Genomic DNA, 20,620 nt, shown 5'->3' with positions numbered 1-20,620 from the left:
TACTTGACTGTGATTGCTTGATTGGGTACAATACTCATTGGGCACCTCATGCTTTTTGTGAGGAACGTGAACGGAAATGATCACAAGCTCCCTATTCAGTGTGAATAGGGAGCTTGTTATTTTATTTTTTATGATTGTTGTGCGAGCCTTCAAAAAATAACTAAAGGAGTTTTGTAATGACCAAGTATATTTTTGTGACTGGTGGCGTTGTTTCATCGTTAGGGAAAGGAATTGTAGCTGCTTCTCTGGGACGATTACTGAAAAATAAAGGCTTGAAAGTTATGATTCAGAAATTTGATCCTTATATTAATGTTGACCCTGGAACAATGAGCCCGTATCAACATGGTGAGGTTTTTGTGACAGATGATGGCACTGAAACTGATTTAGATTTGGGGCATTACGAACGTTTTATTGACATTAATTTGAATAAGTATTCGAATGTCACCACGGGAAAAATCTATTCAGAAGTTATTAAAAAAGAACGGCGTGGAGATTATCTTGGGGCAACGGTCCAAGTGATTCCACATATTACCAATATGATCAAAGAAAAGGTCATGCGTGCGGGCACAACTACCAATGCGGATGTTGTCATTACCGAAGTCGGTGGAACGGTTGGCGACATTGAATCGCTGCCTTTTCTGGAAGCTTTACGACAGATGAAGGCTGATGTTGGGAGTGAGAATGTCGTTTATATCCATACAACTCTAGTTCCATATCTTCATGCTGCCGGAGAAATGAAAACAAAGCCAACACAGCATAGTGTAAAGGAACTGCGCGGTTTAGGAATTCAGCCGAACGTTTTAGTGGTCAGAACTGAGCGCCATATTTCTCAAGCAATGCGTGATAAAATTGCAAGTTTTTGTGATGTTGAGCCCGAAGCAGTGATCGAGTCGATGAATGTCGATACGCTTTATGAAATTCCACTTAATTTGAAGGCCCAGCATATGGATGATATTGTCTGCAAACTTCTTCACTTGCAGACACCTGAATCTGACATGAGTGCATGGGAAGCATTGACAAAAAAGGTCAAGCATTTGGATAAAAAAGTTAAGATAGCACTTGTTGGTAAGTACGTCAAACTTCCAGATGCGTATATTTCTGTTGTCGAAGCACTAAAACATGCCGGGTTTAAGATTAATGCAGATGTTGAAATTGCGCTGTTTGATTCTGAAAAGTTAACCACAGAAAATGTTTCAGAAAAATTAGGAGCCTATGATGGCATCATTGTACCAGGTGGTTTTGGAGATCGCGGATTGGAAGGGATGATTGCTGCAATTCGTTATGCACGTGAGCAAAATGTACCTTATCTTGGGATCTGTCTAGGAATGCAGATGGCCTGCATTGAGTTTGCCCGCAACGTTGTTGGTTTAAAAGATGCCAATACGACAGAGGTAAATCCGAACTGTGAAAATAAGATCATTGATTTGATGGCTGATCAAGAAGATGTTGAAGATATGGGTGGAACTCAAAGATTAGGCTTATATCCATGCAAATTGAAAAAAGGGACAGTTGCTGCACAAGCTTATGGCGATCAAGATGTCATTCAAGAAAGACATCGTCACCGCTATGAATTTAATAACAAGTACCGCGAAACATTCTCTGCGAATGGATTGACTTTCTCAGGAACATCGCCTGACAATCATTTGGTTGAAGTGGTAGAGCTTTCTGAGCATAAGTTCTTTGTGGCCGCCCAGTATCATCCAGAATTTCTCTCACGTCCGCAAAGACCAGAAGGGTTATTCAGTGCATTTATTGCTGCAAGTTCCAAGTAATTTAAAAAGAACACACTTACTGCAAGGAGTTGTGTTATTCTTAAGAAGTAGGTTATGTAACTTGCATAGGAGTGATTTAAGTGAGTCAAATACAGCAGTCTCAGGAATTAGCTGAAAAGATTTTAACTTTCCAGGAGAATTTTCATTTAAACGACGCGACACTTTCATTGGTTAGTCATCTATCCGTTGAAAAAGTGCATGGAATTAAAGTTGGGAAATATGCTCCTAGTCACGAAGAAAGCGAATTGCTTCTTGAGTTTATCCAAAATTATCGTAACAAGGAACAATGAAAAACACGTGGCACAGGTACTGAATTTATAAAGACAAGAGATTGTAACAAAACTCAGGTTTTGTTACAATCTCTTGTCTTTTTATTTAACTGCCAGTTTTACTTGAGGTAGAATAATTTTAGGAGTGCGCTTTAAAAGTGTTAAGCGCTAGGGATTACCGGGAGGTGATCTTTAAAACGACCACCGTTGTATAGTTGTAAAAAAACAACAAGATTCAAATTGGCGTTGTAATAAAGCTGCTTTTTTTGGTGAATATTTGGGAATATTTTCCTTAATTTTAATTTTTTTGATTGAAACGATTGCGGCGATCTTGTAGTATTAGAAGAGGCACTTTTGGTGTCACCAGTTTGTAGCGAATGACTTAATAAATGAATAAGTCCTTTTGTTTGATACTTGAGTGGAGATTTATAGACGATGAAAAAAATGATTGTTAGAGGCGGGCAGAAACTGTCTGGCGAAGTCACAATTGGCGGAGCTAAAAATAGTACAGTTGCCCTAATACCAGCGGCGATCTTAGCAGATACGCCCGTAAAATTTGATTCTGTTCCAGCTATTTTAGACGTACGTAATTTAATGTTGATTTTAAATTCAATGAATGTTCCTTCTACCTTTAACCACGGGGAACTCCAGCTTGATCCGACACATATTAAAAATGTTCCGCTTCCAGGGGGAGCAATTAAAAGTCTGCGGGCTTCCTATTATTTTATGGGGGCGCTTTTGGGCAAATTTGGGGAAGCGGTGGTTGGCTTCCCTGGTGGCGATAATATTGGACCGCGGCCGATCGACCAGCACATAAAGGGTTTTCGTGCATTGGGCGCTAAAGTGGTAGAAAAAAATGACGCTGTGCATATTACAACAGGCGCCGGTGGGCTTCATGGAGCACGGATCTTTTTTGATATTGTCTCAGTGGGTGCGACGATTAATGTTCTTTTAGCTGCCGTCAAAGCACAAGGGACGACGGTAATTGAAAACGCTGCTAAAGAACCAGAGATTGTCGACTTGGCGACTTTTCTAAATAATATGGGAGCACAGATTAGAGGCGCAGGTACGGATGTGATTCGAATCAAGGGCGTCCCAACGCTTAAAGCAACCAATACACATACTATTATTCCTGATCGAATTGAAGCAGGAACATACCTCGCATTTGCTGCAGCAAATGGTGAGGGAGTCTTGGTTAAAAATGTAATTACAGAGCATTTGGAACCGTTCATTGCAAAGTTAGTCGAGATGGGCGTTTATCTTGAGGTCAACGAAGATAGTGTGTATGTTGCTGGTGGTCACGAGCTTACGCCGGTTACAGTCAAGACGGCTCCTTTTCCTGGATTTGCAACGGACCTGCAGCAACCGATTACGCCCTTGTTGATGAAAGCCAAGGGAGACAGTACGATTATTGATACACTTTATCCTGAGAGAATTAAGCATATCTCTGAAATGAAACGGATGGGTGGCTTGATTTCTAGCAAAGACGGTGTGATTACCGTGCAGCATTCAACACAACTTAAAGGGACCACGGTCAAAGCAAGTGAGATTCGAGCAGGGGTTGCCCTTTTGGGATTAGCTTTGATGTCTGAAGGAACGACAACAATTATCAATGCGGAAAATATTTTACGTGGCTATGAGAGAATTGTGGAAAAACTGAGAGGACTTTCGGTGAACATTGAGATTGCAGAGGATTAGTCTGGTGTGGTAATGATCCGGGAATCAGATTCGAGGAGAGAGTAATACGAAAAATTTAACTTTAATAGACTTAAAGGACAAAACCCTCAAGGAAATTTATAGTTATGCACGAGAGTTTAAAATACCATATTATAGTCAGATGAACAAAAAAGAGCTTTCATTGGCTGTTATTCGAGCACAAGCTGCTTCCCAAGGATATTACTATATGGCAGGCGTGCTTGATATCTCTGCACAGCAGGAAGGTTTTGGATTTTTGCGGCCAATTAACTATGGACCTTCTCAAGAAGATATTTATATTTCGGCTTCCCAGATTAAGCGTTTCGGGTTGAGAAATGGAGATTTGGTGGCGGGCAAGGCGAGAACGCCTAAACCGAATGAACGTTATTATGGTTTGATGCATGTGGATAGTGTTAATGGAAAACATCCTGAAGAAGCTAAACAACGGCCTCATTTTCCGGCATTAACGGCCCTTTATCCTGAACAACAAATGGTGCTTGAGACTAATGAGCATGAAATTGCAACGCGGGTCCTTGATTTGTTTGCCCCGATTGGTTTTGGACAAAGAGGCTTGATAGTAGCACCCCCGAAAGCTGGAAAGACGACATTACTTAAAAGAATTGCCAACGGGATTACTCACAATTGTCCGACAGCCAAGTTGATTGTACTTTTAATAGACGAGCGGCCCGAAGAAGTTACCGATCTTGAACGGACGGTGCACGGGGAGGTAGTCTATTCAACTTTCGATCAGAAGCCTGAAAATCATGTCAGGGTTTCTGAACTAGTGCTTGAACGTGCAATGCGGCTGGTTGAAGATAAACAAGATGTAGTTATTTTGCTGGATTCTTTGACGCGTCTTGCGCGTGCATACAATTTGTTTGTACCGCCGAGCGGACGGACGCTTTCTGGAGGGATCGACCCCCAGGCTTTATTCAAACCTAAGAAATTTTTTGGAGCGGCCCGCAATATTGAAGAAGGCGGCAGTCTGACGATTTTGGCGACTGCACTGGTTGATACTGGGAGCCGGATGGATGACGTGATTTACGAAGAATTTAAAGGAACTGGAAATCAGGAGCTCCAGTTAGCCCGTGAATTAGCAGAACGCAGAATTTTTCCGGCGGTAGATTTACGCAAGTCTGGAACCCGCAAAGAGGAATTGTTATTAGACAAGAAAAAACGTGAGCAACTGTGGGAACTACGTAAAGAATTGAGCAATGATCCAGTTAGACAGGCTGAACAATTATTTGCAATGATGCGGCAAACTAAAAGTAACGAAGACTTACTTGCTTATGCGATGCAAAAAAAACGACAACAATATGCGAAAAAGAAATGAACTATAAAAGATTGATTGCAACTCGTTTTTTTTCATGGTAGAATGTTTATTGTTGTAGCATTGAAGATTAACTCTGGTACAGCAAATGGACCAGGGCAAAGGAGAGTATATTAATGAAAAAAGGAATTCATCCAGATTATCATAAAGTTGTTTTCCAAGATTCTGTTACGGGCTACAAGTTCCTTTCAGGATCAACGAAGACTTCAGCTGAGACGATTGACTGGGAAGATGGCAACTCGTATCCTTTGATCCGTGTTGAAATTTCCTGTGATTCTCATCCATTTTATACTGGGCGTCAAAAATTCACCCAAGCAGATGGCCGTGTGGATCGTTTCAACAAAAAATATGGTTTTGCCAACAAATAGGTATTGCAAAAAAGCATCCCAGCAAGGGATGCTTTTTTTATTAAGGTAAAATAAGAGAGTGTGACATAAGTCGGGAAAATTTGAGTGCTAACTCGAAATTACGAACATCGCGAGTACTTTGCTATGAGTAATTCGAAGTTAGACGGAAAATTTTGACTTATGGAACACGTTTATCCGGAATAAAAGAGGGGCTGTGACAAAAATTAAATTTTATCACAGCCCCTTTATTAAGGTAAAATAAGCAAAAAGTAGCAGTTAACTTAAGTCATAGATTATCTATCACTGGGGGATACACCTAATTGAAACTTAGCATAAATTGTCTTAGATTGCACCTCAAGCTGCCACTTAATCAGGTTCTTTAGTGGCAAAAGTAACCCACAAAAAGCCCATGAAAAGGACGACAGCGGTGGAAATAAAAACACCATTATAGTTCCAGATACCAGAGACAGTCGAACCCAGTAGCGGGCCAAGGACATTGCCCATCGCCTGAAATGATTGATTATAACTGAAAATTCTACCAGTGGCTGCGGCCGGAGTGTTTTTTGCAAGCAATGTTTGGACTGCTGGCAGCAAAGCACCGTCGGAAATTCCAACTAAAAAGCGAAGCGAACCGAATTGCCAAATGTTGGTTACTAATGCCATTGGTAAAAAGATTGCCACGGCAAAAAGCATTCCGATTTTAAGAATCCGAGCCGTTCCAATTTTATCGCCTAAAGCCCCTAGGCGCGGAGCAGCAAGCAGAGTTGCGATTCCAGGAAGCGAAGCAATAATTCCACTGGCAATGGTAATCGGACCGGCATGATGCATCAGGTCACGGATGTAAAGACTGATAATTGGACTGATTGAAAAATTACCTAGTTGAATAAGCAATGTGGTCACCAGCATTCCAAAAACAATTTTTCGATTTTTAAGGTTGCGAAAAATGGTTGCACCGGTTTGCATTTTATTCTTGGGAACTGGTTGAAAGTTTTCTTTGACAAAAACGGCACTGAGTAAGAAAACCAGGAATAAGATTAAGCCGGTTAGAAAGAAAGTCAACCGATAGCCAAAGATTGCGGCCACAACTCCGCCAACTAACGGACCAAAAAGTGTTCCAGTGACGTTTCCTGTAATTAAAATTCCAAGAGCTTTACCACTACTTTGTTTGGGTGTTTCTGTAGCGATCAATGCATTTGAATTGCTAACGTACCCTGAAAAAACTCCTTGTAAAAGGCGCAATAAAATTAATTGAGTTACATTAGTGACAAGTCCCATTGCGGCAATCACAATGGCCATTCCAAATGAAGCACGTAAAATCATTAATTTTCGGCCCCTGCGGTCGGCTAATCTGCCCCAAATAGGTGAGACGATTGCCATAACTAAGAAAGTGGCTGAGTATGTCAATCCACTATATAAATTAAGCTGTGCACTGGAAAATTTGCCGAGAGTATCAATATACAAAGACAAAAACGGCATTACTAAACTAAAAGCAATGCCGGCCATGAAGGTTCCGATCCAAAGGACGATCAGATTTTTTTCCCAAAGCTGGCGTGGACGCAAAAAAAAGTTTTTGATTTTTTCAAACATCGGACTGTTCCCTTTCTATAGTCTAAATTGAGCTTAGTATCTTAATTGTCGCTAAAATCAACGTTAATAGCAAATGATAAACAACATTTAGTGAAAATTAAAAGTGATTAAAGGCGAACATTAAATTGAAATATTAAGTGTATTTACATTTTTTAATCTCTATAGTATAGTATTTATCGGGTTCAATCACCAAAGAAAAATAATAATGTTCGTAAAAAAAGGGGTAAGAGTTTTGAAAGAAAAGTTAGAGGCGTATTTTCAAATCGACAAGCTTGGATCAAATGTCGGACGTGAGGTATTAGCGGGATTCACAACTTTTATTTCAATGGCATATATTTTATTTGTTAATCCCAGTGTTCTCGGAGCAGCTGGAATGGATAAAGGTGCTGTTTTTACTGCAACAGCACTTGCAAGTGCTTTAGGCTGTTTATTGATGGGGTTATTAGCAAAATACCCGATTGCAACGGCACCAGCACTTGGAATCAATGCTTTTTTCACATATTCAGTCTGCATCGGCATGAAAGTTCCTTGGCAGACTGCACTAGCAGGTGTGTTTGTAGCGTCTTTGATATTTTTGTTGATTACTGTTTTTAAATTACGGGAATTAATCATCGATGCAATTCCTGCCAATTTGAAATATGCGATTTCCGCTGGGATTGGTTTATTTATTGCTTTTATTGGTTTAGCCGATGGTGGTTTAATTGTTGCTGATAAATCTACGCTGGTTAAGCTTGGAAGCTTTGCAGGAACTACGTGGTTAACTATTTTTGGGTTGATTGTGACTGCAATTTTACTGGTGCGGCGAGTGCCAGGCGGAATTTTCATCGGAATGATTGCGACTTCATTACTTGGAATTATTACAGGAATGATCAAATTACCAACGGCCTTGGTGTCTTCAGCGCCTAGCCTTTCACCCACTTTTATGGTCGCACTTAAACATGTTAGTGATATTAACACTATTCAACTTGCAGTAGTCGTGTTGACATTTTTATTAGTAACTTTTTTTGATACTGCTGGAACCTTAGTCGGACTTGCTCAGCAAGCTGGGTTTATTCGTGATAATAAGATGCCCCGGGTGGGAAAGGCACTTTTATCAGATTCTGTTGCGATGACAGCAGGTTCGCTTCTGGGAACTTCACCAGTAGGGGCCTATGTTGAATCTTCTGCAGGAATTGCTGTCGGAGGTCGTTCCGGTTTAACGGCAGTTGTGACAGGTCTGCTCTTTATCGGCGGCATGTTTTTCTCACCCCTGCTGGCAGTTGTCACTAGTCAAGTTACAGCTCCAGCCTTGATTATTGTGGGTGTTTTGATGGCACAAAGTATGCGGAAAATTGAATGGGATAAGATGGAAATCGCAATTCCTTCATTTTTGATTTTACTAGGAATGCCATTAACCTATAGTATCTCAGACGGTTTAGCTTTAGGTGTAATTGCTTATCCAATCACGATGATTGCTGCTAAAAGAGGCAAGGAAGTTCATCCAATTATGTATGTTCTTTTCTTCGTTTTCATTGGATTTTTCTGGATTCTTAATAAGTAAAAATTAGCTGATAGTTTTGATATCTAAGCGGCCTGATTCCATGTTGGAAGGGTCGCTTTTTGTATCGAATCAGCGCAAAAATAGTGAGGAAAAACTTTTTTGATTTTAAGCTGCTAAAACGACAGATAAAAGCAAGGATGATTAGCTGATTAAATACAGAATGTGATATTATTAAAGAAAAGCGTGACACTTGTGAAGTGCCTTACAAAAGCGCCTCGCCTTGACGTAAGTAAGGCAAGGGGGCTGACAGTGGAGCATGTTAAAGAAATGTCGACAAACAGCGTTTAGGTCCTTAAGACTAGGTGCTGGCTTACAAAGTACCTAGGTTTTGGTTACGAGTAAGTCAGTCCTAGGCGATAGGAGCTGCTGGATGGAGCATGTTAAAGAAATATCGCGCAACCCTCGGGGAATACGTTAATTGTCAGCTGATAAAATTAAGGGATTGAAGTCAAAGATATTTTTTAAACCAGTTCCGGTTTTAAAAGAAGGAAGTAGTGGCATGAAAACTAAAAAAGAAGTTTTGCAAGAAATTGGTCACCGGACCATGAATTTGTATCAGATCGAGATGAATAAACTGGAGCAAAGTTCTATTTTAGTTACGCAGCTTCTTCCTGCGACAAAAACGCAGGGAACTTTTCCCAGCAAAATCAGTGTACTTGCAGAAAATGTGCTTACACGGATTCGTTTGGAAAATGAAGCTGGCGTAAAAAAGCTGGGAGTTTTGAATTTTGCTAGCCCAATTATACCGGGAGGGGCTTTTTTAGAGGGAATTGATGCGCAAGAACAGGCACTGTGCCGTAACAGTTTTCTTTATCCTGAACTTTTAAAGTATAAAAAGAATTACTATTTGAAAAATCAACAAAATCCACAACATTATTTCTATAGTTCAGCTTTTATCTTTGCACAAAATATTAGAATTTTGCGTGACGAAACAGAACAGAAATATTTGCCTGGTAATTGTTTAGTAGATGTTGTTAGTATTGCGGCACCCAATGTGACAGAAATGAAACGGCACGGTCTGCAAGTGAACAGCGCCGCACTTCAAGCAGATTTTAACTGCAAAGTGCAGCAGTTGTTGCGGCAGTTCAAACGCGCGCACGAGCGCATTTTGCTATTAGGGGCTTTTGGATGCGGCAGCTTCGGAAATGATCCGCGATTAGTTGCTCAGACTTTTAAAACACAGCTTAACGCGCCTGAATTTGTAGGTTGTTTCGAACATATCTACTTTTCCATTTACCAAGATTCTAAAGCATTGGCAGCTTTTTCGGCAGTTTTTGCACCGAAACGGATTAAAACAGCGGCTGCAAAGGGGCAGCCTGATAGTGAGTAGTGCATACTTAGCTGATTTATAGTCTTAGGATGCAGTTGCAGTTAAGCAAAATTAAAGGAGAGTGTGACATAAGTCGGGAAAATTTGAGTACTAACTCGAAATTGCGAACATAGCGAGTACTTTGCTATGAGTAATTCGAAGTTAGACGGAGAATTTTGACTTATGGAACACGTTTATCCGGAATAAAAGCGAGAGTGTGACATAAGTCGGGAGAATTTGAGTACTAACTCGAAATTGCGAACATAGCGAGTACTTTGCTATGAGTAATTCGAAGTTAGACGGAGAATTTTGACTTATGGAACACGTTTATCCGGAATAAAAGCGAGAGTGTGACATAAGTCGGGAGAATTTGAGTACTAACTCGAAATTGCGAACATAGCGAGTACTTTGCTATGAGTAATTCGAAGTTAGACGGAGAATTTTGACTTATGGAACACGTTTATCCAGAATAAAAAAGGGACTGTGACAAAATTTAACTTTTGTCACAGCCCTCTTTAATTTAATTGTGTTAAATGCTTATGCCCAAAGGCAAATTCTTTAACGCTGAAGTTTCTTTGCGTCAGCATCCAGACGGGCAAAGCCTGAGCCATCTTTTTTGGTTGGGTGTTTTGCGCGGTCATCTAAAGCCTTGCGAGCCAATGCTTTTTTTTCTTCTTTGCTTAATTTCTGTGACATTGATATCGCCTCTTTATATTGAAGTCCACACTGTGAAACAATTTCCACACCTTTATTTTAGTCCTAAATTGAAATATAGCAAATGAAAATAAGCTACTTTGGCCAAAGAAAGTTAATTACAGCTTGGTCTACGGTTGTATTATGATTGTGGAGCAAGGAATGTTGAGCATTGGCCCCCTTGACCATTAATTCTTGATATGATGCTACGTGACCCCGAATTAAGTAAGCTAAAGAACGTGCAGAAACATTGGTCACTAAACCGTCAGAATTTGTGCCGTCTTCTAGATTGCCGAAGATGTTTAAAACTTTAGTTTGTCGTGGAAAGCGACTTCTAAACTTGAAGTAGTCACGGTAAGCAGTATTTTGAGAAGTCGGTTTGCCAGAAGCTTCCAATGAATTTTGGTTGGGAGTATCATCAATATAAATGACGCCATTAAAAGGACCAGCAATTGGAACGAATTTATTTAGAACAGGTCCGTTTTTTTGCCGGAGATGGACTGCCCAGTAATATGTGACGGGTCCGCTCATTGAATGAGTCACCACATTGAATTTTTGCATATTATAATGCTGGTGCAGATAGTTAACCACCTGCTTGAGCCAAGCTGCTTCAGTCGGAATCTCAGCTGTATTATCATCAAAGATAACTTGGACAATCGGATTTTTTTCTGACCAAGACCATGTTCCCTGAAGATGTAATTGTCCATCTTGAGAAACATTTATAGTTAGAGTTTTTTGTGCGCGTCCACTTTTTTCAGCAGCGGCAATCATTTTATTGGTGGAAGCTGCACCACCGCCGTAACCATGCAAATAAATAGTGGGAATAATCGCCGTGAAGTGAAGTTTTCTGTCGTGAGTGTTTTCGGTTGCACCTAGTAATACTAAAGTACAAGCTAAAAGCATCAGTAGGATACGGATAAGGAAGGTCGAAAAAAAGCCTTTTTTTCTTTTAATGTGTTTCGCCAAGATATTCACCTGATTATTATGTTAGAATAATGTACTCTCAATCTAGTATACAATTATAATCTTTTTTTGAAAGGACTGAGTGCGATGTTAAAGTTTGAACAGACAGACAATTTGGATTCCAAGTGCTATCAGGATGCACTTGCCATCCGTAAACAGGTCTTTATCAAGGAACAAGGAGTTGCTCCTGAATTGGAGGTAGAAAATGAGGCGGCAGCCGAATATTTTGTGGCCTACTATGATGGACAACCCGCTGCGACTGCACGTGTTTTACGCGAAGAGGGTCCAAGCTGGCACGTCCAAAGAGTAGCTGCCTTACCTGAATTCAGGGGTAAGGGAATTTCAAGGGCTTTGATGCAGGTAATTGAGCAAGCAGCTTTAAAACGCAAGATTTATTTTCTAAAGCTGGGAGCTCAGGACCAGGCACAAGGTTTTTACAGCAAGCTGGGGTATCAAGTGACAGGTCCAGGTTTTTTGGATGCCGGGATTGCACATCATCAGATGGAAAAAAAGTTACACTAAGCTGAGCTTGTCTTTTGAAGGTTGATGTAGTAGAATGAAACTATGCGATGAGTCGAGACAGTCAGGCGATCAGTAGATCGTTCCGCTGCGGCGGCTAGTGACTTTTCGAAGCGGAGTACAAATGCTAGCGGATTTCTAGCGTACTTATAGGAAACTATTGTGGAGTAGTACCTATTTATCAGTAATGATACCGCATAGGGGCTGTGACAAAAGTTAAATTTTGTCACAGCCCCTCTTTATTCGGATAAACGTGTTCCATAAGTCAAAATTCTCCGTCTAACTTCGAATTACTCATAGCAAAGTACTCGCTATGTTCGTAATTTCGAGTTAGCACTCAAATTTTTCCGACTTATGTCACACTCTCTTTTTTAATTGTGTCGGTGGCTAACTTGTTAGAGAAAATGAGTTTAATTATTTTTAAAATACAAGATAATCAGCTTTATTAAAGAACAGTAATTTGCTATGATAATTATGGGTAGTAGTCAGTGTTACAACGTGTTCAGCGGGGTATGCATGTGCGCAATGTGTAATAACTGAAGTTGTGATTTTACTTACGCACAAGATATTGGAGGAGAAAAAGATGTTTTGGATTATACTGATAATAATCATCGCATTAGTTGTATTTGGATATATTGGACTTTATAATGGTTTGCAAACTGCTAAGGTTTATACAGAAGAGTCATGGAGTCAAATTGATGTCCAATTGAAACGTAGAAATGACCTGATTCCGAACCTGGTTGAGACCACTAAGGGGTATGCTAAGCATGAACGTGAAACTTTTGCACAAGTAGTGCAATTAAGAAATCAATTGGTTAGCTTGCCAAGTGATGCGCATCAACAGAAGATGGAAGTTTCTAATCAGCTGACCGACACACTGAAGTCAATCTTTGCCTTAGCTGAAAATTATCCAGATTTGAAAGCAAATCAGGAATTTACCAAGTTAATGGAAGAACTGACCAACACTGAAAATAAAATTGCATACTCACGTCAGCTTTTTAATTCTAGTGCAGCATCTTTCAATCAGAAATTGATGACGTTCCCTTCTAATTTTATTGCAAAAATTCATGGCATGACTAAAGTTGGTTACTTAGAAGTTCCTGCAGAAGAAAAAGTAGCACCCAAGGTTTCTTTTGAGTAAACCTGATTCAAAGGAGTATAGTGAATGTTATTTCAGCAAATAGCACGTAATAAAAGGCGGACTGTTTATGTGATGATCGCCTTTTTCTTATTAGTTTTGGTAATTGGCGCTGCTGTAGGTTACGTTTTTTTTAATAATTCTGCCTTGGGAATTGTGATGGCTGCGGTTTTAGGTGTCTTTTACATGCTTGCCATGCTTTCACGTTCGACTGAAATTGTGATGGGGATGAATCACGCAGAAGAAATTCAGCAGGAAAGTGATTTTCCAGAGCTGTGGCATGTTGTTGAGGATATGGCTCTCGTGGGACGTGTTCCAATGCCACGGGTTTTTGTCATTGCTGATGAAAGTCCCAATGCTTTTGCGACAGGAAACAATCCTGAGCATTCGGCTGTTGCTGTCACACAAGGGTTGCTTGAACGCTTAAACCGTGAAGAACTTGAAGGTGTGATTGCACATGAAATCTCGCATATTCGTAATTACGACATTCGCTTGCAAACTACTGCGCTCGCCTTAAGTGCTGTTATTTCAGCACTTGTTAATTTGGGTTTCAACTCATTTTGGTGGGGCGGTGGTCGCAGAAGAGATAATGAAGGTGGCGGAGCTAATGCAATTTTAATGGTCTTATCAATTGTGGTGGTTATTTTGGCTCCGGTAGCGGCAACCTTAGCTCAACTTGCCCTGTCACGCAATCGTGAGTATTTGGCTGATGCTTCAGGTGTTGAGCTAACTAGAAATCCGCAGGGACTAATCAATGCACTGGATAAGATTTCGCAGAGTGAACCGATGAAAGCCGCGGATCCGAGCAGTTCATCTTTATATATTGCAAATCCTTTCAAATCGGGTTCTTGGACCCATCTTTTTGACACGCATCCACCAATTGAAGATCGAATTGCACGTTTGCGTAAGATGTAGATATGTATTTTTTAATAGAATAGAGGAAAAATGATGCGTAGCAATCTTGTTTACGTATATGTTGAAAAAATATCCCATCTCACCTTGAGTTATGGCATTTCCACAGCAGATTTTATCACAAAGTCTTCGCGGCCACCTGACAACGTTCTTTCACTTGGGATTGTCGATCCCCAACAGGAAATTGATATTTATTCAGGGTTCAATATGTATTTAGGAACGGAAAATGTCAAGGAGTATTTAATGCAAAAACATGCTCGTCCGTTAGAGTGGATTGATTTTGACGATGTGAATGATTTGGAGTCGCTTTCACCACGGGAAGTGGCAGAATTGCTTTACTTAGGGCATGCGTACACTCATCTTAAAGCGCCTTTTTATTACAAATTGCAAAATAATTATGTCTTTTTGACTTTACCAAATGGTGCAAAAAAGGTATACTATCGTTATTTGCCCCATTTTTACCAATTACTTTCAAAGTGTCTTGCTGCACGTCTTGGGGAGACTTATAAGGAAAGACGTCCCTTTTTGCGTGCACGAAGACGCTTTCGTGATTTACCAGCTGAAATTATGCAGAAGTTGACAGCGTTACTCGTCAATGGAGCGGTCTTTGATTTTGGCGGTTTAAAAATAAAAGGACAAGAAGCCTCGATTCCAATGCTTGCTGCACCTGAAAGTGTCTATCAACTTAAATGGCATGAGCCAACGATGCTGATCGAAAAGTCAAATTTGGTGGGAAGATTGCATTATCAGCTAAATACAGAAGAATGGGAATTGGAGATTCTTTCACCGACAGCCTTTGAAGATAGTTTCAACATATAATTTAAGGAGTATTGGCTTAATGCAGGAGTTGATTCTTGATGTTTTCTTGTGCCCAAGCAGTCGCAAGAGAATCGACACCTGCTGTTTTTGAGTGGTAGTAAATAATTATTTTTGAGTAAGTGTAAGTCAGGTTTTTAATATGTGATACAATAACTAAGGGTGAATTTTGTCTTCAGGAAACGGCAGGTAGATATTCACTTTTTGAAACAAGCGGAATGCTTATGGGACACTGCGTTTGGTTAACAGTGCCAGGAGAAAGGAAGATAGTCACATGAAGATGCGATTAGCAGAAATTGCGAAAGCACTACAGGTAGAGTCAGCTGAAGAATGGGCGGATGTCGTTGTTACAAGCGTTTCATTTGATACCCGTTCATTAAAACCCGGGGCGCTTTTTGTACCGTTAAAGGGGGAGCATGACGGCCATGATTATATTCAAAATGCAATTTCAAGGGGTGCTGTTGCAACGCTCTGGGAGGAAGGTCATGAGAATGGGCCAACTGATTTTCCTAAGATAACAGTTACTGATAGTTTGGCTGCCTTGCAGCAGCTTGCAAAGTATTATTTGCATAAAATTAATCCAAAAGTTGTGGCGGTCACTGGTAGTAATGGGAAGACAACTACCAAGGATATGATAGCTGCTATTTTAGGGACGCAGTTTAATGTGAAAAAAACACATGACAACTTCAACAACTATATTGGTGTTCCAATTACAGTTTTGGCGATGGAGCCCAACACTGAAGTGCTAGTTGTCGAAATGGGCATGGATCACTTTGGTGAACTTGATGGACTAAGTCATTTGGTTGAACCTGACATTGCAGTGATTACGATGATTGGGGAGGCACACATCGAATTCTTTGGTACAAGAGATAAGATTGCAGATGCAAAGATGGAGATTACCCATGGCTTAAAAGAAGACGGTGTGTTTATTTATAATGGTGATGAACCACTGCTAACACAAAGAGCCAAGGAGCTTTCTCAAGAAACAATAACTTTTGGGAATCAAGATTCAGATGATTTTCGAGGACTTAACATTGTTGGTAATGAGAATAAGACGAGTTTTCGAGTTTCAAAGTGGCCAGATGAAAATTTTGTTATTCCGATGATTGGTTCATATAATGTCAACAACGCGCTGGCTGCGTTGAGTGTCGGTGATTACTTCAGAATTTCGGTTAAAGTAATGCTCAAAGCATTGTCTTCCTTTGCTTTGACTAAAAATCGCACTGAATGGGTCAAGGGAAGTCAAAACGAACGTATTTTAAGTGATGTCTATAATTCGAATCCGACTGCTGCCAAGCTGGTCCTTAAGGCTTTTTCTCAGGCGGAAACGTCAGGTAAGCGGATTGTAGTATTAGGAGATATGTTGCAGTTGGGGACACGCTCTAAAGAGATGCATGCCGGTTTAGCAGAGGCGATTGACCCAGAGAAGATTACGAGCCTTTATCTTTGCGGCGATGAGATGGAAGAGTTAAAGGCAAGTCTGGCAAGTAAGTTCTCAAGCGCCCAGTTGCATTGGTATCGGGCAGATCAAAAGGAACAGTTGGTGGCAGCGTTGCAGGCTGAAATCGAACCAGAAGATCTCGTGCTGCTAAAAGGTAGTCATGGGATTCATTTGGAAAAAGTGCTTGCAGCTTTAGTTTAAGTACAATAGGATAGAAAACACAGAGCTATATAGGAGGAAATATTTTTTGAAATTTACAGAACTCGGACTTTCAGACAATTTATTAAAGGCAATTAAACGCAGCGGATTTGAAGAGGCAACGCCAATTCAGGCTGAAACAATTCCTTTAGTTCTGGAAGGTGACGATGTTATCGGACAGGCACAAACAGGGACAGGTAAAACGGCAGCTTTTGGATTGCCACTGTTGAATCATATTGATGTTAAGAAAAATGAGATTCAAGCAGTTGTAATTTCACCAACACGTGAACTTGCAATTCAGACGCAAGAAGAATTGTTTAGACTTGGACGCGACGAGCATGCTAAAGTTCAAGCTGTTTATGGTGGTGCAGATATCAGGCGCCAAATTAATATGTTGAAGCGCGCTCCTCAGATTATTGTGGGAACTCCTGGACGCCTGCTTGATCATATTAGAAGAAGAACGGTTGATTTAAGTAAAGTTAAGACATTGGTTTTAGATGAAGCTGATGAAATGCTTGATATGGGTTTTGTGGATGATATTGAAAGTATTATTGCAAAGATCCCTACTGAAAGACAGACGCTTCTCTTTTCAGCAACGATGCCTGCAGCAATCTTGAAAATCGGTGAAAAGTTTATGACGAAGCCTAAGATTGTTAAAATTAAGGCAAAAGAGTTAACAACTGATTTAGTAGATCAATTTTATGTCCGCGCCCGTGATTTTGAGAAGTTTGATACGATGACCCGGATTCTAGATGTTCAGGCTCCGGAATTGACAATTCTTTTCGGCAGAACCAAGCGGCGTGTGGATGAACTCTCAAAGGGCCTTGAAGCACGCGGATATAATGCAAAGGGAATTCATGGTGATCTTTCTCAGCAACGCAGAATGAGTATTTTAAAACAATTTAAAGCAGGAAAGCTTGATATCTTGGTGGCAACAGATGTGGCTGCTAGAGGTTTAGATATTTCGGGAGTCACACATGTGTACAATTATGACATTCCGCAAGATCCAGAAAGCTATGTTCATCGGATTGGGAGAACAGGGCGTGCCGGACATCATGGTGTTTCAGTTACCTTTGTTACTCCCAATGAAATGGATTATCTGCGCGTGATTGAGCGCTTAACAAAGAAGCGCATGACACCGTTGAAGCCACCGACAGAAGAAGAAGCCTTTATTGGTCAGATTTCTTCAGCAGTTGAAGGCATTGATGACTTAGTCAAAAAGACGAATACAGCCAAATTTGAAAAACAAGTTACCCAATTACTTGAAAAGTATGATGCAACAGACCTAATTGCGGCCTTGATCAATGAAATGGCCAAGGACAATGCTAGTGAAGTCCCGGTTAAGATTACACCTGAAAGACCATTACCGAACCGACGTAAAAAATCTGGCCACTATGGGCATAATAATAAGCGGCGGTCATGGCATGATCGTGATAATGGGAAGAATTCTAAGGGGTACAAACCCAGAAAAGATCAGAATCGCGAAAAATACAGTCGTGACCATAAGAAAAAGCGTAAATTCACAATCAGAGTTAAGAAAGACTAATTTACTTTGATGAGTGTAATGCTGTCTTGAAGAAGAGTGCGGAACACATTAAAACAAATAAGATCTAAAAAGAAGGTGCTGTAGCCGAAACTTGATTTTTGTCTCAGCCTCTTCTTTTTTGTATTTAAGAGATGTGGTAAGATAACCAGTAGATATGCAATAACTGCACTTTGAAGATTTGGTCTGGTTGTTTTAAAAGGAGAAGTCGATAAGGTGATTTTAGGAACGGGAATCGATATTACCGAAATAGCGCGCATTAAAGAGGCCGCCCAAAGGCACGCAGGCTTCGTACAAAGAGTCCTGACACCTGCAGAAGTGGAGTATTTTGAAAAATACGGTGGGCGCCGCCGATACGAATTTTTAGCAGGTAGATTTTCTGCTAAAGAGTCTTACAGTAAGGCAATGGGGACTGGGATCGGCAAAACAGTGCATTTTCAGGATATTGAGATTATTGAAGATGGAAAGACAGGCAAACCGCAGATTACGCGGCATCCGCGCAGTGAACTTCGAGCGCATATTTCAATTTCACATACTGCAACACTGGTAATGACAGAGGTAATTTTAGAAAGTAATCAATAGACAAGGAAGATGCTGGGAATGGTTGAAGGAACACATCGTAATACTTATGCTGAGGTAGATCTTGAAGTTATCAAACAAAATATTAATGCTGAAAAGAAATTAATGGATACACAGCAATCGTTATTTGCGGTTGTGAAAGCCAATGCCTATGGTCACGGATTAGTGGAGGTTTCACAAGCTGCACATGCTGCGGGAGTCGATGGCTTTTGTGTTGCAATCATTGATGAAGGGCTTAAATTGAGAAGTATTGGATTGAGCGAGATGATTCTAGTCCTGGGTGTTAATCCTGCAGCTCAGGCGGTTGTAATGGCGCAAAATAACCTTTCGGCAACAGTCGATAGCCTTGAATTTCTTGAAGATGCCGCAGTTTTCTTACGAGCACACAAGCTTCAGTTGGCAGTGCACCTGGCGTTAGACACTGGTATGAGTAGAATTGGTTTCCGAACTCCGGCAGCTTTAGCCGCAGCAGTGACTTTTTTGAAGGCCCATCAAACTGAATTCAAGTTCGAAGGGATTTTTACGCATTTTGCGACTGCTGATTCTTCTAAGGCAGATGCTCGAGCATATTATCGCCAGCAGTTGACGAAATTTCAGCAGTTGATGGCGGTGGTTGCTGAAAAGCCGCGTTACGTCCATGTTGCTAATTCGGCGGCTTCTTTGTGGCATCACGAAGCCAAAGGAGATGCTGTTCGTTTTGGAGTTGCAATGTATGGACTTAATCCGTCGGGAGGAGATTTGGAGTTACCGACAGTTTTTAAACCAGCACTAAGTTTATCTAGTGAGATTATCTCGTTACGCCGCCTTGCAGCGGGTGAATCGGTAGGATATGGTAAAACTTACACTGCCAAAAATGATGAATGGATCGCGACTGTTCCCATTGGATATGCAGACGGCTGGCTGAGAAGAATGCAAGGTTTTGCCGTGTTGGTGGCAGGTAAGAGCTGTGAAATAGTCGGACGTGTCTGCATGGATCAAATTATGATCAGATTACCCCAAAAAATAGCAGTCGGCACACGAGTGACACTGATCGGTGAAAATCAAGGGAAAACCATAACCGCACAGGATGTCGCAACCTATTCTGAAACAATTCATTATGAAGTACTTTGTGCCCTTTCCGAAAGAGTGCCACGGTATTATAATTAAAGTAGCTACCATTTGTGAAGATTTGTGGTATTATTAATGAATAAATAATGTTGGGGGCCGCTTGCGATGACATATCACTTTGATGAAAATACGACAAATGGTTTTGTCTCTAAAGAAGATGAACGTCTTTCGATATATTGCGATTATTATTCAATTGATCAAGGAGAGCTTAAAAATAGTTTGATAGCGGATTATGTAGATGCGCATCATCAAATTCTTGATGAATTAATCAATGGTTATAAAGAGATGGGACCACTTAATAAGAAGATCTGTGATGAATTTGTTGGCTGTGAATGTGAAGCCGGCTACGAAATAGAAAATAGAGGGATTATATGACAGTTGATGATGTCAAGCGCGGCGACATTTTTTTCGCCGACCTTTCACCTGTTGTGGGATCAGAACAAGGTGGGATGCGGCCTGTGCTGATATTACAAAACAACATTGGCAATCGTTATAGTCCGACAGTTATTGTTGCAGCGATTACTGCAAAAATTCAAAAACCTAAAATGCCCACACACGTTGGACTTTCAGCGACAGAAGTGGGGTTGGAGAAAGATTCAGTTGTGCTCCTTGAGCAGATCAGAACAATCGACAAACAGCGTTTATTGGACCGAGTTGCACATATCAGCACTAAAGGAATGAGCGCAATTGATCATGCGTTGGAGGTCAGTCTAGGACTGACTGATATACATAAACAGTAACTTAGGCAACGAAATTGCAATTATAAGGAATTTTTAAAGGTGAAGCAGTGAAAGGTATGATAATAGAATCGAGAGTGTGACATAAGTCGGGAAAATTTGAGTGCTAACTTTAAATTACGAAC

Annotated in this window: 20 protein-coding genes; 17 read left to right on the top strand and 3 right to left on the bottom strand. The window is 40.6% G+C overall.

Annotated elements, in window-relative coordinates; all coding sequences use genetic code 11:
- The first annotated feature begins 176 nt into the window (after nt 1–176).
- The 5 genes from AB3Y88_RS03640 (at nt 177) to AB3Y88_RS03620 (ending at nt 5,434) form a co-directional block, all read left to right on the top strand.
- Nucleotides 177–1,772 (top strand): CTP synthase, encoded by a 1,596-nt coding sequence (locus tag AB3Y88_RS03640; RefSeq protein ID WP_056959791.1) that lies wholly within the window; start codon nt 177–179, stop codon nt 1,770–1,772.
- 80 nt (nt 1,773–1,852) lie between these two features.
- Nucleotides 1,853–2,062, top strand: coding sequence for an LBP_cg2779 family protein (locus AB3Y88_RS03635; RefSeq protein ID WP_054757766.1), 210 nt, complete (start codon nt 1,853–1,855; stop codon nt 2,060–2,062).
- A 414-nt stretch (nt 2,063–2,476) separates the two neighbouring features.
- The gene (locus AB3Y88_RS03630) at nt 2,477–3,739 is read left to right on the top strand and encodes a UDP-N-acetylglucosamine 1-carboxyvinyltransferase (protein ID WP_056959788.1); all 1,263 of its coding nucleotides are present in this window, start codon (nt 2,477–2,479) and stop codon (nt 3,737–3,739) included.
- Between the two features lie 28 nt (nt 3,740–3,767).
- Nucleotides 3,768–5,069 carry a transcription termination factor Rho gene (gene rho / locus AB3Y88_RS03625; protein WP_228888898.1) on the top strand — a complete coding sequence of 434 codons (1,302 nt, stop codon included), beginning with the start codon at nt 3,768–3,770 and terminating at the stop codon, nt 5,067–5,069.
- 113 nt (nt 5,070–5,182) lie between these two features.
- Nucleotides 5,183–5,434: a type B 50S ribosomal protein L31 gene (locus tag AB3Y88_RS03620; RefSeq protein WP_056959784.1), complete on the top strand. Its 252-nt coding sequence runs from the start codon at nt 5,183–5,185 to the stop codon at nt 5,432–5,434.
- A 345-nt stretch (nt 5,435–5,779) separates the two neighbouring features.
- On the opposite strand, the gene AB3Y88_RS03615 is transcribed toward AB3Y88_RS03620, so the two are convergent.
- Nucleotides 5,780–7,000, bottom strand: coding sequence for a multidrug efflux MFS transporter (locus tag AB3Y88_RS03615; protein ID WP_228888870.1), 1,221 nt, complete (start codon nt 6,998–7,000; stop codon nt 5,780–5,782).
- A 232-nt stretch (nt 7,001–7,232) separates the two neighbouring features.
- Here AB3Y88_RS03615 and AB3Y88_RS03610 point away from each other — a divergent pair, with 232 nt between their 5' ends.
- Nucleotides 7,233–8,540 carry an NCS2 family permease gene (locus AB3Y88_RS03610; protein ID WP_228888868.1) on the top strand — a complete coding sequence of 436 codons (1,308 nt, stop codon included), beginning with the start codon at nt 7,233–7,235 and terminating at the stop codon, nt 8,538–8,540.
- A 499-nt stretch (nt 8,541–9,039) separates the two neighbouring features.
- Nucleotides 9,040–9,870 (top strand): TIGR02452 family protein, encoded by an 831-nt coding sequence (locus tag AB3Y88_RS03605; protein ID WP_056959776.1) that lies wholly within the window; start codon nt 9,040–9,042, stop codon nt 9,868–9,870.
- Between the two features lie 537 nt (nt 9,871–10,407).
- On the opposite strand, the gene AB3Y88_RS03600 is transcribed toward AB3Y88_RS03605, so the two are convergent.
- Together AB3Y88_RS03600 and AB3Y88_RS03595 are read right to left on the bottom strand one after the other, a co-directional pair.
- Entirely contained in the window at nt 10,408–10,545 is a 138-nt protein-coding gene (locus tag AB3Y88_RS03600) for a hypothetical protein (protein WP_164478093.1), read from the bottom strand.
- 93 nt (nt 10,546–10,638) lie between these two features.
- On the bottom strand, nt 10,639–11,508 hold the full coding sequence (locus AB3Y88_RS03595; protein ID WP_228888865.1) for an alpha/beta hydrolase: 870 nt from the start codon (nt 11,506–11,508) through the stop codon (nt 10,639–10,641).
- Between the two features lie 84 nt (nt 11,509–11,592).
- Between AB3Y88_RS03595 and AB3Y88_RS03590 the strand changes: the two genes are divergently transcribed.
- From AB3Y88_RS03590 to AB3Y88_RS03545, 10 genes are all read left to right on the top strand, one after another.
- Nucleotides 11,593–12,027 carry a GNAT family N-acetyltransferase gene (locus AB3Y88_RS03590; RefSeq protein WP_056959771.1) on the top strand — a complete coding sequence of 145 codons (435 nt, stop codon included), beginning with the start codon at nt 11,593–11,595 and terminating at the stop codon, nt 12,025–12,027.
- 580 nt (nt 12,028–12,607) lie between these two features.
- Nucleotides 12,608–13,165 (top strand): LemA family protein, encoded by a 558-nt coding sequence (locus AB3Y88_RS03585; protein WP_056959769.1) that lies wholly within the window; start codon nt 12,608–12,610, stop codon nt 13,163–13,165.
- A gap of 24 nt (nt 13,166–13,189) precedes the next feature.
- Nucleotides 13,190–14,077, top strand: coding sequence for a zinc metalloprotease HtpX (gene htpX, locus AB3Y88_RS03580; protein WP_056959767.1), 888 nt, complete (start codon nt 13,190–13,192; stop codon nt 14,075–14,077).
- A gap of 33 nt (nt 14,078–14,110) precedes the next feature.
- Nucleotides 14,111–14,893, top strand: a complete 783-nt coding sequence (locus AB3Y88_RS03575) for a hypothetical protein (protein ID WP_367293359.1) — start codon at nt 14,111–14,113, stop codon at nt 14,891–14,893.
- A 271-nt stretch (nt 14,894–15,164) separates the two neighbouring features.
- Nucleotides 15,165–16,532 carry a UDP-N-acetylmuramoyl-tripeptide--D-alanyl-D-alanine ligase gene (gene murF / locus AB3Y88_RS03570; protein ID WP_056959763.1) on the top strand — a complete coding sequence of 456 codons (1,368 nt, stop codon included), beginning with the start codon at nt 15,165–15,167 and terminating at the stop codon, nt 16,530–16,532.
- A 46-nt stretch (nt 16,533–16,578) separates the two neighbouring features.
- The gene (locus AB3Y88_RS03565; protein WP_056959761.1) at nt 16,579–18,075 is read left to right on the top strand and encodes a DEAD/DEAH box helicase; all 1,497 of its coding nucleotides are present in this window, start codon (nt 16,579–16,581) and stop codon (nt 18,073–18,075) included.
- A gap of 213 nt (nt 18,076–18,288) precedes the next feature.
- Nucleotides 18,289–18,654, top strand: coding sequence for a holo-ACP synthase (gene acpS, locus AB3Y88_RS03560; RefSeq protein ID WP_056959758.1), 366 nt, complete (start codon nt 18,289–18,291; stop codon nt 18,652–18,654).
- An 18-nt stretch (nt 18,655–18,672) separates the two neighbouring features.
- A complete protein-coding gene (alr, locus tag AB3Y88_RS03555) occupies nt 18,673–19,797 on the top strand; it encodes an alanine racemase (protein WP_228888860.1) in 1,125 nt (374 codons plus the stop codon).
- Nucleotides 19,798–19,863: 66 nt separating this feature from the next.
- On the top strand, nt 19,864–20,133 hold the full coding sequence (locus tag AB3Y88_RS03550; RefSeq protein WP_054757643.1) for a hypothetical protein: 270 nt from the start codon (nt 19,864–19,866) through the stop codon (nt 20,131–20,133).
- Nucleotides 20,130–20,498 carry a type II toxin-antitoxin system PemK/MazF family toxin gene (locus tag AB3Y88_RS03545; protein ID WP_054757644.1) on the top strand — a complete coding sequence of 123 codons (369 nt, stop codon included), beginning with the start codon at nt 20,130–20,132 and terminating at the stop codon, nt 20,496–20,498. Before AB3Y88_RS03550 ends, AB3Y88_RS03545 begins: the two co-directional genes overlap by 4 nt.
- Nucleotides 20,499–20,620 lie beyond the last annotated feature (122 nt).

It is taken from the genome of Liquorilactobacillus satsumensis, assembly GCF_964065465.1.
Lineage (GTDB): Bacteria > Bacillota > Bacilli > Lactobacillales > Lactobacillaceae > Liquorilactobacillus > Liquorilactobacillus satsumensis.
The sequence above is the reverse complement of the archived record's forward strand: the minus strand, read 5'-3'. Positions and strand labels throughout refer to the sequence as shown.

Excerpts from the sequence above, each read along its gene's own strand:
- AB3Y88_RS03600 (WP_164478093.1), bottom strand. The coding sequence starts at position 10,545 with ATGTCACAGAAATTAAGCAAAGAAGAAAAAAAAGCATTGGCTCGCAAG.
- htpX (WP_056959767.1), top strand. The coding sequence starts at position 13,190 with ATGTTATTTCAGCAAATAGCACGTAATAAAAGGCGGACTGTTTATGTG.
- murF (WP_056959763.1), top strand. The coding sequence starts at position 15,165 with ATGAAGATGCGATTAGCAGAAATTGCGAAAGCACTACAGGTAGAGTCA.
- AB3Y88_RS03620 (WP_056959784.1), top strand. The coding sequence starts at position 5,183 with ATGAAAAAAGGAATTCATCCAGATTATCATAAAGTTGTTTTCCAAGAT.
- AB3Y88_RS03585 (WP_056959769.1), top strand. The coding sequence starts at position 12,608 with ATGTTTTGGATTATACTGATAATAATCATCGCATTAGTTGTATTTGGA.
- AB3Y88_RS03630 (WP_056959788.1), top strand. The coding sequence starts at position 2,477 with ATGAAAAAAATGATTGTTAGAGGCGGGCAGAAACTGTCTGGCGAAGTC.
- AB3Y88_RS03550 (WP_054757643.1), top strand. The coding sequence starts at position 19,864 with ATGACATATCACTTTGATGAAAATACGACAAATGGTTTTGTCTCTAAA.
- AB3Y88_RS03575 (WP_367293359.1), top strand. The coding sequence starts at position 14,111 with ATGCGTAGCAATCTTGTTTACGTATATGTTGAAAAAATATCCCATCTC.
- AB3Y88_RS03640 (WP_056959791.1), top strand. The coding sequence starts at position 177 with ATGACCAAGTATATTTTTGTGACTGGTGGCGTTGTTTCATCGTTAGGG.
- alr (WP_228888860.1), top strand. The coding sequence starts at position 18,673 with ATGGTTGAAGGAACACATCGTAATACTTATGCTGAGGTAGATCTTGAA.
- AB3Y88_RS03615 (WP_228888870.1), bottom strand. The coding sequence starts at position 7,000 with ATGTTTGAAAAAATCAAAAACTTTTTTTTGCGTCCACGCCAGCTTTGG.
- AB3Y88_RS03605 (WP_056959776.1), top strand. The coding sequence starts at position 9,040 with ATGAAAACTAAAAAAGAAGTTTTGCAAGAAATTGGTCACCGGACCATG.
- AB3Y88_RS03590 (WP_056959771.1), top strand. The coding sequence starts at position 11,593 with ATGTTAAAGTTTGAACAGACAGACAATTTGGATTCCAAGTGCTATCAG.
- AB3Y88_RS03545 (WP_054757644.1), top strand. The coding sequence starts at position 20,130 with ATGACAGTTGATGATGTCAAGCGCGGCGACATTTTTTTCGCCGACCTT.